Below are 10,791 nucleotides of genomic sequence, written 5' to 3' on the forward strand. Positions count from 1 at the left end.
ACATCGCACCGCGGCCCGACTTCGACGCCAGCATCGTCGCGCGCGCGATGGCGAAGAAGCCGCATGAGCGCTTCGCGACCGCGGCGCTGTTCCGCCAGGCGCTCGCCCGGCGCGTGCTGCCGGCGACCGACGACGAATCGGAAACGACGGTGATCATGGCGCCGCCGCGGCCGGCGGCGGCGCCATCCGCCGATCCGCATGCACCGACGGTGGTGCTCTCTGCCGGCTCGGTCCGCACGACCGCGCCGCCGACCGGCTGGGATCCGCAGACGCTCGCCCGCGTCGAGCTGGCGCTGGCCTCGTTCGTCGGGCCGGTCGCGAAGGTGCTGGTGCGCAATGCGGCGCGTTTCAGCACCGACCTGCCGAGCCTCGCGGCGAAGGTGTGCGAGCACCTGGGCAGCGATGCCGACCGTGCGCGCTTCACAGCGAAGCTCGGCGCGACCGGCACGCAGGCGGTGTCGCACCCGGTGAACCCATCGCTGCCGACCGGCCACCATGCGCTGACCGACGAGATGGTCACGCAGTCGCGCAAGGTGCTGACGGCCCACCTCGGGCCGATCGCCGGCGTGCTGGTGAAGAAGGCGCAGGCGAAGGCCCAATCGCAGGAGCAGTTCTTCGCGCTGCTGGCGGAGAACGCGGCGGCCGGGAAGGAACGCGAGAAGCTGATCGAGGCGCTGCGGCGCGGCGCTTAACTGTCTAGCTCACGACTCTAGAAGAGGTCCGGCTGGCCCGAGAAGGCTCGAAGTTCTCTTCCGTAAATTCGTTGCATGCCATCGCGAAAGTCCGCTATACCACCGTAACTTGGGTGACGAACGCAGCCCACCTCGATGCCGAATGACTTCGCGTAGGTCGACGCGTCTTGACCGATGCAAATGATTCGCTTGATGCCAAGCCACGCCACCAATTGCACATTAAGGTCCGAAACGGCCGCCAGCTCTCGAGCAGAAAACTTTCGGTTGCTCAACTCGGATCCGGGTTCGTGGGGATGGAATGGAAAGACATTCCACAACAGCGGGGGCCGCTTAAGTCGGCCGAGAATGGCCCAGATCTCTGCTGCAGTACGCTCCGCAACAGCGGGTCCTTTCGTCGCTTTTGCAGCATCAGCGCCCGGGTAGATCCGCCCGAGCTGTCCGAGGTGAAGTTCGTCGGTCAAGGCCAATCCTGTCCGTCGTCCCCCCCGGTATCCCAGATCCCGGCCCATCCAGATGGTGTCAGTCTTCAGGTCGTCGATCGCTTGCAGATAGCGGCGCAAGTTTCTTCGACGCACTGATGGCCCATCCGCCAGATCGTGGACAGAACATCGGTGCCGATAGGGATTGAAGACGCCCTCAAGCTCAATATCGGCAAGGGTGTCCACGAAAACACGCGGGGTCATGAATTTTGGGACTTTCGTGGTGAAGCATCACTCGACCGCACCGCTTCCATGGGCAGCGAAGTCGGAATTCTCGAATGTTAAGGTCCGGTTGATCAGGTCAACGTGGACTGCGCCTCCACCGGCTTCGCGCAGCTGTCGGAACACTTGGAAGCCATCGAGGATCGCTCGCTCCCATTGCCACATTGGACAGTCTGCGACCTCGTAGCCCTCGACCATGTCGAGCACTTGCTTCAACATGTTGTAGTCCAGCCGCCCGATCGCTGTGTCACTGAAATCATCGCGCCGATGCGCATGATTGAAGATCCAGGTGGCGATGCCCTCTTCGATGATGATCGCCCTAGCGCCATCCTGGTTCTCATCAATGTCGGGGTCGCTTTTACGTTTGAGCTTCAGAAGCGCGCGAATCACTGGTGACCAACCGAGGTGCACGAGGTAGGCCAAGTGGAATACGTCGTGGAAGCGGTAACCGTCCGACTCTGTCCGGTTGTCGGTGAGGCGATCCCCGATGTTCACGCCGCGCAACTGTTGAACCACATATGGTTTCCCGCCAGGAGTCAACAGCTGAATGAAACGCATCGAGAAGTTGCGTGGAAATTGTTCCAAGGTCGATCGACCCTCATCAAAGAGCTGCGTGTGCGACGTTCCCTTCGGCGGCCATCTTGACTCGATCTTCCGCAGGTTCCCATTCGCAATGTCGGCAAAGCGCCGGCCGAAGAGCGCCCCCACCAGCACCATGTCGGCGAGGATCTTGCAAAGCATCTGAAGCGGACTCCCGGCGGCCAAATCCTTCTCGACGCTCTCCATGAGCAAGCGACCGGAGTCGATTCCAAGCTGCCGCAGTCTCGTGAGCTTTTCTTCGTCCTTTAGCTGACTTCGGCTAAAGGCGACAAGCCCGTCGAACTCGTCAAACGCAATGTCATCCTTGCGCTCGTCGCAATTGACGCCGAAGTGTCGTTGCAGTTCAAGGATTGCCCCTGCGCCGATCTCCTGTAGCGATGACCCGCATTCCACCGCCGCCGTGGTGAGATACCACAGTGCGTCACCTAGCTCCTCTCCAATGCCGTGCAAGTCAGCAGGTTGAAGATCTCGATGCGACTTTTTCACAAGGGAAAGGACGCTTCCAATCTCGCCAAAGAGGCCGAACTGCAGCTGATCAAGTGCAGTGTCCTTGCCGCGAAACTGATTCGACGTACAAGCACGGTCTTGATATTCAGCAAGCGTGAGCTGTTGCTCGGAGCGCTCGATCGTTTTCAATTTTCACCCCCCTGTACTAGCTTCGGCTACCGGTTCGCCATCAGATCGTGCATCCGGTTTCTATAGGCAATGAGCCGTTCATTCACCAGCTTCAAGTCTTCCGTCAGTTCCGCGAACGCAGGGAACTGCTTTTGAATCTCTTGTGGCGCCGTGCTGCCGAAGTCTTCCTTCTTCGCCGCGTGTTCGTACCAACGTCGAAATCGTGCCTGCCACTTGGTCAGGTGAGGGCGAAGACCTTCGTTGAGCACCTCAATAGATAGCCGCACGATCTTTGCTGTGGAGTCACGTTGATACTTCCTGACGGGCACGTCCTTGATGAGCTCACGAGTCACAGAGAAGAAGGTGTGCCACGAGTCATAGACTTCGGTGATCACATCCTGCTCCAGGTCAATCGTGAGTCCGATCTTGCGGGTGCTCAATTCAACCCAAATCTTGTATGCAATCTGGCGATCATCGTCGTTTGGCTTAAGCTTGATCTTCTGCTGGCCCAAACCGAATTCGGCCTCATCGAGTTCGAAGTCCCTGCTTCTACCGGCTGTCAGGCGCCAGTAGCGCCACAGGACTCCACCAAGCACGACAATGGCGAGACCGCCGGTTGTGAATCCGTCGACATAGAGCGCTACGTCGAACTGCTTGGTAACGCTAAACGAGACGAGTGATCCGGGTTGTGCGGTCGTAGAAGACCCGCTCGGCGCGACCAATGTAGAACCTGAGGCCGCAAGTGACGGCTTGGCCGTTGCGGAACCGGTCGCTGCCCCACTGGGCGGTGGTGCTGAAGCGGGGGACGCAGTTTGCGGTGACGTCATGGCTGCGTTTTGCTCCATGTGGCGCTCTTGCGTTCCCACCGATACGGAGCCGCCAGATAGCCTTGCATTTGCAGTGCTTCGAACCACGCCACGAACTGGCTGACAAAAGCATTGCTGAAGTGGCGTCGGTATCCGCGCTTGATGAGAAGCGTCTCACCTTCGAAGTCCAAGAGATGCTGAGGGATGTCAATGGCCTTGCTGCCCCAGTACGCGAAACGGCTGCTGACCAGCACGCCCAGCGACTGCGTATCGTTGGCAATGTTCTTCGGGTTAGGGCTTCCGTCCGGAAGACTGTGGTGAGAGTCGGCTTGGATCCAGTGACCAGCCGCGTCTCGATGGTAGATGTTGTCGCCGAAGAGCTGCTTGACGCTCCCCATCCTCGACGGCTTCTTGGTTTGAAAGCGTGCGGCGTCCCAGTACGCGTCGTATGTTAGCAACTCGTCTACGCGCATCACGTAGACCAACCTGGGCATGGGGCTGTCCTCAGCGGACGCAATGCCGGCAACCCAATCTCCGACAGCAGCTCGTTGCCGAATGTTGGGCTTGCAAGTCGCCAGAGTACAGGTCCCGCCGAACGGGTTCGGCGCGAATCCGTAGTCGCGTGCAACCACGTAGGAAAACAATCCCATTGACTGATTAACAGGAATAGCTCTTGGTTTGCCGAGGCGGAGTTGCACTTCCGTCAGGACGCTCCCGGTTGTTGATCAATCCTTCGATTGCATCCTTCACCCGATCGCCCTGCCACCCCACAACAGCATCAGCGAGTCGATCCAATGCCTCAGGCATGTCGCACTCGGACTCACCATGGTCCCAGACACCGACGATGCGTTTGCCCAGGCGCTCTGCGCATTCGATTTCCCATTGAACCCACTTGCTGTCTCGAGTTTCAGGCGAAATGAGAACAACGAAGACCGATGCCCAGGCGATACGAGGCATCAAGATCGCCGACTTTATGTATTGCTCATTGGACGCGTCGTTGGGCTTGTCGCTGTTGATCGAGCCATCGCGGACCTCCATGCCCGAAGCGCTCAACAGGTCCTTAAGAGGTTTAAGCCGATGATCATCCTCATGGATGTGGCTGACAAAGATGTGCCTGCGTAGCGGTTCTGTCATGCGCCAGCCCTCCCGAACACTCTTTGTAGCATCGACGTGGATGTCCAACTACCCCAATAGTGATGATGCGGCGGTGCATGTCGAGCAGCCAGCGGTCCGCCACTGGCCTTCTCGACCTCAGCGCGACAGCAGCTCGATGTAAGCCCGGTAGCTGAAGCTGCGGTTCTTCTTCTGCCCGGTCAGCTCGGTCACGATGCCCGACTCTTCCAGCAGCTTCACCGCCGCCGTCGCCGTCGGGAACGTGGTGTCCAGCTTCTGCCGCACCTGCTCGATCGTGAAGCGCGGCATCACCGGCAACAGCTCGAACAGCCGCAGGCTCACGGCACCGATCCGCGGCACCGCCAGCAGGCGCCGACGATCCGCGGCCACCAGGCTGGCAATCGCGACGATGCCGCGCTCGGCTTCGCTGGCGGCGGCCTCCACGGCCTGCAGGAAGAAGCCCGTCCACCCCTCCCAGTCGCCGTCGGTGCGCACGGCCGACAGGCGCCGGTAGTACTCGCGCTGGTGCTGCTTCAGGTAGCCGCTGAGGTACATCAGCGGCTCGGGCAGCAGCCCCCACTGCTCCACCAGCGCCGCGATCAACAGGCGGCCGATGCGGCCGTTGCCGTCGAGGAACGGATGGATGGTCTCGAACTGCACATGCGCCAGCGCCACCCGCACGAGCGGCGGCAGCGCCGGTTCGGGCTCATGGATGAAGCGCTCCAGGTCACCGAGCAGTTCCACGACGCGCTCGGGCGGCGGCGGCACGAACACCGCATTGCCCGGCCGCGTGCCGCCGATCCAGTTCTGCGAGCGGCGCAGCTCGCCCGGCTGCTTGCCCGCGCCGCGCGCACCAGCCAGCAGCAGGCGATGCGCGTCGCACAGCAGGCGCACGCTCAACGGCAGGCCGCGCGGGGCGTGCAGGTTCTCGCGCACCAGGCGGAAAGCGCGCAGGTAGTTGGTGACCTCCTCGACATCGTCGGTGTTGGCGATGGCCAGGCCCGCTTCGTCGTCGAAGAGATCCGTCAGCGTGGCCTGCGTGCCTTCGATCTGCGAGGTGAGCAGCGCTTCCTTGCGGATCGCGCTGTACAGCAGCCACTCGACCGACGGCACCAGGCCCGACACGCCCGACAGCCGCGCCAGCGCCAGCTCGGCATCGCGCGACCGGGTCTCGTAGGACTCCAGCGCCAGCACCGGGCGCACCGGCGGCAGCGGGCGCGGCACGAAGGCCCGCACGGCCTCGCCTGCCGTGGTGCTCCTGACGTAGGTGCCGGTGCTGCGCATCGTATGAAAGCGGCCTTGAATGAGGCGCCATCATACTAAAGACTTCTTTAATATGATCAGGTGCTGGTAAAGCCCGCTTTCACAGCCGCTTTGACGGCGTCCAACGACGCCGTCCACCCGACGATCCCGCCCTGCGCACGGATCATCGCCAGCGTCGCTTCCTTGAACTGCGGGAAGTACGAGCCGGTCGCTTCCTCGACCAGCAGGCACTCGTAGCCGCGGTCGTTGGCCTCGCGCATCGTCGTCTGCACGCAGACCTCGGTCGTCACGCCGCCGAAGATCAGGCGCGTGATCTGCTGGTCTTGCAGCAGCTCGGCCAGCCGCGTGCCGTAGAACGCGCCCTTGCCCGGCTTCGCGATCACCACGTCGCCGGGCTGGGGCATCAGCTCCGGCACGAAGCCAGCGCCGGGCTCGCCCTCGATCAGGATGCGCCCCATCGGCCCCGGGTCGCCGATGCGCAGGCTGGGCTTGCCACGCAGCCGCTTGGCCGGCGGGCAGTCCGACAGGTCGGGCCGGTGGCATTCCTGCGTGTGCACCACCAGCACGCCCATCGCGCGGCACAGCGCCACCAGCTCAGCCGCGGCCGGCACCACCGGCGCCAGCAGCGACACGTCGTTGCCGAGCGCCGCGCCGAAGCCGCCCGGCTCGATGAAATCGCGCTGCATGTCGATCATCAGCAGCGCGGTGTGCGCCGGCTCGAACTCGAACGGGCCCGGCAGGGCATCGACCTGGATCATCAATGGCTCCCGCCCATGAATCCGCCGAGGACGTGGCGGTCCGCCTGCGATGCGTCGGCCTCGTGCACGATGCGCCCCTCGCTCATCACCGCGATGCGGTCCGACAGCGCGAGCAGTTCGTCCAGGTCCTCGCTGATCAGCAGCACCGCGCCGCCGCGGTTGCGCACGTCCATCAACCGCTGATGGATCTCGGCCACCGCCGCGAAATCGAGCCCGAACACCGGGTTCGAGACGATCAGCACATCGGCCTCGTCGCTCAGCTCGCGCGCCAGCACCGCGCGCTGCACGTTGCCGCCGCTCAGCGCGCGGATCGGTGCCAGCTCGCTGCGCGTCTTGACGCCGAACTCTGCGATCAGCCGGCGTGCGCGCTCGCGCAGCACCGAGGCGCGCAGCCAGCCGCCGCGCGCCGCGGGCGTTTGGTCGAAGGAGCGCAGGCCGATGTTGTCCGAGACGCTCAGGTCGCCGACGCAGGCATTGCGCAGTGGCTCCTCCGGCAGGCTGCGCACCTTCAGGCGCTGGTTCTGTGCGCGCGTCGCGGCAAAGCGCTCGCGCTGCTCGCCGTGGCCGATCCACACCTCGCCCGACACGCGCCGGCGCTGGCCGACCAGCGCCTCGGCGAACTCGCGCTGGCCGTTGCCCGAGACACCCGCCACGCCGACGATCTCGCCGGCATGCACGCTCAGGCTCAGGCCGTTGACCGCTGCCTGCCCGCGGTCGCCATCGACCGTCAGCGCCTCGATCGTCAGCCGCGCGGCGCCGCGTTCGCGCTCGGTGCGCTGCGGCGGCGCGAACTCGCGCTTCGCCTCGGCAGCAACGTCATCCGCTGTTTCGCCCGCCGCCCCGATCATCTCCGCCGCCAGCTGCCGAGGATCGGTCTCGGCCACCCGGTGCGCCGCCACCAGCCGGCCGCGCCGCAGCACGCTCACGTCATCCGCATACGCGGTGACCTCGCGGAACTTGTGCGTGATCAGCACGATGCTGCAATCGCCCGCATGCGCGCGGTCGCGCAGCAGCCCCAGCACCTCGTCGGCCTCCTGCGGCGTCAGCACCGAGGTCGGCTCGTCGAGGATCAAGAGCCGCGGCTTCAGCAGCAGCTGCTTCAGGATCTCCAGCTTCTGCTTCTGGCCGGCCGACAGCTGCTGCGGCGTCGCATCGAGGTCGAGCCTGAACGGCGTCGTCTCGAGGAAGGCCGCCAGTTCCTTGCGCACGCTCGGCCAGTGGATGACGGCCGGCAGCCGGCCGCGCGCGAGCAGCAGGTTCTCGGCCACCGTCATGCCCGGCACCACGGTGAAGTGCTGGTAGACCATGCCGATGCCGAGCTCGCGCGCGACCACCGGCGACGCGATGTCGCGCTCGCGGCCGTCGATCAGCACGCTGCCTTCTTCGGCGCGCTGCCAGCCGACGACGCATTTCACCAGCGTGCTCTTGCCGGCGCCGTTCTCGCCGAGCAGCGCGTGCACGGTGCCGGGCCGCACCGCGAGCGACACGCCGTCGAGTGCGGTGAAGGCGCCGAAGCGCTTGGTCAGCTGGTACGTGTCGAGCTGCAATGCGGTCACGCCTTCATCTCCCGCCGGAACACCTCGAGCGTGTGCGCCTTCACACGCACGAAGCGCTCGTCGGACACCGCCTCCGGCAGGCGCGGCCGCGGCATCTCGAAGGGCACGAACTCGGCGATGCGCGTCGGCCGGCGCGTCAGCAGCAGGATGTGGTCGGCCAGGAACACCGCGTCTTCCAGGTCGTGCGAGACGATCACCATCGTCACGCCGGTCGCGAGGTGCGCCTCCTGCAGCTTCTCGCGGATGAACAGCGTCATCTCGAAATCGAGCGCCGAGAACGGTTCGTCGAGGAACATCACCTCGGGCCGCGGCGCGAGCGCCCGCATGATGCACACCGTCTGCATCTGCCCGCCCGACAGCTCGTACGGGTAGCGCGCCAGGTCGAAGCGGATCTCGAACAGCTTCACCAGTTCGTCGACGCGCTCGCGCACCTGCGCTTCCTTCATGCCCTTGCGGCGCAGCGGGTAGGCGATGTTGTCGCGGGCGCTGATCCACGGGAACAGCGCGTCGCGGTAGTTCTGGAACACGTAGCCGATGTCGGTCTGCTTCAGCGTCTTGCCGTCGAACAGGATCTCGCCGGCGTCCAGCGGCACCAGCCCGGCGATCATGTTCATCAGCGTCGACTTGCCGCAACCGTTCGGCCCGAAGATCGAGACGATCTCGCCGCGCGGCAGGTCGAGGTTGAAATCGGTGTACAGCGGCGATCCGGCGAACGACTTGCACAGCCCGCGGATCGTCACGTGCGGCAGGTTCAGCACCGGGCCGCTCATGCCTTCCCGCTCCAGTGGATCAGCTTCTTCTCGACCAGCAGGAACGCGAGGTTCAGCAGGTAGCCGAGCGCGCCGGTGATCAGGATCGAGCTGTACATGTCCTTCACGTTGAACACCTGCTGCGCATCGATGATGCGGTGGCCGAGCCCGGTCTCCGAGCCGATGAACATCTCGGCGACGATGACGATCACCAGCGCCATCGAGACCGCGCTGCGCAGGCCCACGAAGGTCTGCGCGAGGCTCTCCATCAGCATCACGTCCTTGAACACATGCCAGCGCGACACGCCCATGATCTGCGCCGCCATCACCCGCGTCTTCTTCGCGTTCATCACGCCGTAGGCGCTGTTGAACAGCACGATCAGCATCGCGCCGAAGCTCGCGATCGCGACCTTGTTGATGTCGGTGATGCCGAAGATCAGCATGAAGAGCGGGATCAGCGCCGAACTCGGCGTCGAGCGGAAGAAGTCGATCACGAACTCGACGCTGCGGTACGCCAGCTCGGAGCTGCCGAGCAGCACGCCCAGCGGCACRCCGACCAGCACCGCGATGCCGAACGCGGCCAGCGTGCGGTACAGGGTGGACAGCAGGTCCGGCCCGATCGCGCCGCTCGCGACCGTGCTCCACAGGTAGGCGAGCGTCTCGCCGGGCGGCGGCAGCAGCACCGGCTTGATCCACCGGGCCGAGATCACGAGCTCCCACAGCGCGAACAGCAGCAGCGGGCCGATCAGCGGGAGCAGCCTTCGGTCCATCAGTCGCGAGGCGTTCATGGCCCGCTCCTCACGCGGTGTAGAGCAGCGGCTTCACCGGCACCGCACGCGAGAAGATCTTGCGTTCGGTGAACACGTCGAAGAACTTCTGGAACGCATCGATGTCGCTGGGCTTGAACTCGTTGTAGAGCGTGAAGCCCGACAGCGGCACCTCCTTCACCAGCGACGCGTCGATCGACGTGAAGCCGTCGAGGTGGTTGCGCGACTCCTCGGGGTTCTTGCGCACGTGCTCCACCGCTTTCGCGTAGGCGGCGATGTATTTCTTCGCGTCGGCCGGGCGCTCCTTCAGCAGCGTGGCGGTCACGCTGGCCGAGCCGCCGAACCACGGCGCCTCGGCATCGCCGAGCACGTACTTGCTGATCACGCCGGTCTCGAGCACGCGCGTCAGGCCCTTCAGGCGGCCCGCGGTGCCGGTGGGCTCGAGCGTGTAGACCGCGTCGATCTGCCCGCCGACGAGCGCCGGCACGTGCTGGCCGACCGGCAGCTCGGTGACCTGCGGATTCGCGACGCCGTTCTTCTCGAGCATGATCTTCGCGAGCGTGACGTTCTGGATGCCGGGGCCGCTCGCGATCTTCTTGCCCTTCAGGTCGGCAAGCGACTTGATCGGGCTGTCCTTCGCGACGACGAACTCGTCGAGCACCAGCTTGTGGTTCGACGGGTTGCTGCAGATGATCTTGAACAGGCCCGGCGAGGTGATCTCGGCGAGTGCCAGCACGGCCGACGCGGTGCCGTTGGCCGAGCCGTGGATGCGGCCGGAGATCATCGCCTCGGCCACCTGCTGGGCGCTGGAGAACTTGACGCCCTCGACGTCGAGCCCGGCCTCCTTGAAGGTGCCGAGCTCCAGGCCGGCATACAGCGGCAGGCCACTCGCGATCGGCCAGTAGCCGATCAGGATCTTGTCGTCCGCGGCGCGGGCGAACGAGGCCGCGCCGAGGGTGGCCGTGGCGGCGAGGGTCTGCAGGGTGCGGCGGCGGGTGATCATCGAGGGGTGCTCCTGGGAACGTGTTTCTGTGCGCCGGCTTCGACAGGCTCAGCCCGAACGGAGGCAATCAGCGCATTCGAATCGGCCACCGCGCCGAACACCCCGCCCTGCATCGTCACCATCTTCAGCGCCGCGAGGTTGTTGCCGAGGTCGGTGGCGGCAGTGCAG

12 protein-coding genes are annotated in these 10,791 nt (G+C 64.7%); 1 reads left to right on the forward strand and 11 read right to left on the reverse strand.

Annotated features, from left to right (window positions below; translation table 11 throughout):
* Window positions 1–692 (forward strand): DUF8082 domain-containing protein (locus AC1D1T_RS25095; RefSeq protein ID WP_477992690.1); only part of this gene is annotated, 692 nt, incomplete at its 5' end.
* Between the two features lie 17 nt (window positions 693–709).
* Here the strand turns inward: AC1D1T_RS25095 and AC1D1T_RS25100 are convergent.
* The 11 genes from AC1D1T_RS25100 to AC1D1T_RS25150 all read right to left on the reverse strand — a co-directional run bounded on the left by AC1D1T_RS25100 (window position 710) and on the right by AC1D1T_RS25150 (window position 10,623).
* Complete coding sequence (locus AC1D1T_RS25100) at window positions 710–1,357, reverse strand: uracil-DNA glycosylase (protein WP_477992691.1); 648 nt, start codon at window positions 1,355–1,357, stop codon at window positions 710–712.
* Window positions 1,358–1,402: 45 nt separating this feature from the next.
* Window positions 1,403–2,629, reverse strand: a complete 1,227-nt coding sequence (locus AC1D1T_RS25105; RefSeq protein ID WP_477992692.1) for a nucleoside triphosphate pyrophosphohydrolase family protein — start codon at window positions 2,627–2,629, stop codon at window positions 1,403–1,405.
* A 26-nt stretch (window positions 2,630–2,655) separates the two neighbouring features.
* Window positions 2,656–3,453: a hypothetical protein gene (locus AC1D1T_RS25110; protein WP_477829259.1), complete on the reverse strand. Its 798-nt coding sequence runs from the start codon at window positions 3,451–3,453 to the stop codon at window positions 2,656–2,658.
* Window positions 3,432–4,064, reverse strand: a complete 633-nt coding sequence (locus AC1D1T_RS25115; RefSeq protein ID WP_477992693.1) for an Nmad2 family putative nucleotide modification protein — start codon at window positions 4,062–4,064, stop codon at window positions 3,432–3,434. The genes AC1D1T_RS25110 and AC1D1T_RS25115 overlap by 22 nt, the downstream gene beginning before the upstream one ends.
* A gap of 7 nt (window positions 4,065–4,071) precedes the next feature.
* On the reverse strand, window positions 4,072–4,548 hold the full coding sequence (locus AC1D1T_RS25120) for a TIR domain-containing protein (protein WP_477992694.1): 477 nt from the start codon (window positions 4,546–4,548) through the stop codon (window positions 4,072–4,074).
* A 117-nt stretch (window positions 4,549–4,665) separates the two neighbouring features.
* Window positions 4,666–5,811: a Fic family protein gene (locus AC1D1T_RS25125; protein ID WP_477992695.1), complete on the reverse strand. Its 1,146-nt coding sequence runs from the start codon at window positions 5,809–5,811 to the stop codon at window positions 4,666–4,668.
* A 56-nt stretch (window positions 5,812–5,867) separates the two neighbouring features.
* Window positions 5,868–6,548 carry a cysteine hydrolase family protein gene (locus AC1D1T_RS25130; protein WP_477828740.1) on the reverse strand — a complete coding sequence of 227 codons (681 nt, stop codon included), beginning with the start codon at window positions 6,546–6,548 and terminating at the stop codon, window positions 5,868–5,870.
* Window positions 6,548–8,104 (reverse strand): ABC transporter ATP-binding protein, encoded by a 1,557-nt coding sequence (locus AC1D1T_RS25135; protein WP_477992696.1) that lies wholly within the window; start codon window positions 8,102–8,104, stop codon window positions 6,548–6,550. Before AC1D1T_RS25135 ends, AC1D1T_RS25130 begins: the two co-directional genes overlap by 1 nt.
* On the reverse strand, window positions 8,101–8,874 hold the full coding sequence (locus tag AC1D1T_RS25140) for an ABC transporter ATP-binding protein (protein WP_047500376.1): 774 nt from the start codon (window positions 8,872–8,874) through the stop codon (window positions 8,101–8,103). Before AC1D1T_RS25140 ends, AC1D1T_RS25135 begins: the two co-directional genes overlap by 4 nt.
* A complete protein-coding gene (locus AC1D1T_RS25145) occupies window positions 8,871–9,641 on the reverse strand; it encodes an ABC transporter permease (protein WP_465110995.1) in 771 nt (256 codons plus the stop codon). The genes AC1D1T_RS25140 and AC1D1T_RS25145 overlap by 4 nt, the downstream gene beginning before the upstream one ends.
* Window positions 9,642–9,651: 10 nt before the next feature.
* Window positions 9,652–10,623, reverse strand: a complete 972-nt coding sequence (locus tag AC1D1T_RS25150; protein WP_465110994.1) for an ABC transporter substrate-binding protein — start codon at window positions 10,621–10,623, stop codon at window positions 9,652–9,654.
* Window positions 10,624–10,791 lie beyond the last annotated feature (168 nt).

This window comes from Rhizobacter sp. P2_H3 (assembly GCF_056403355.1).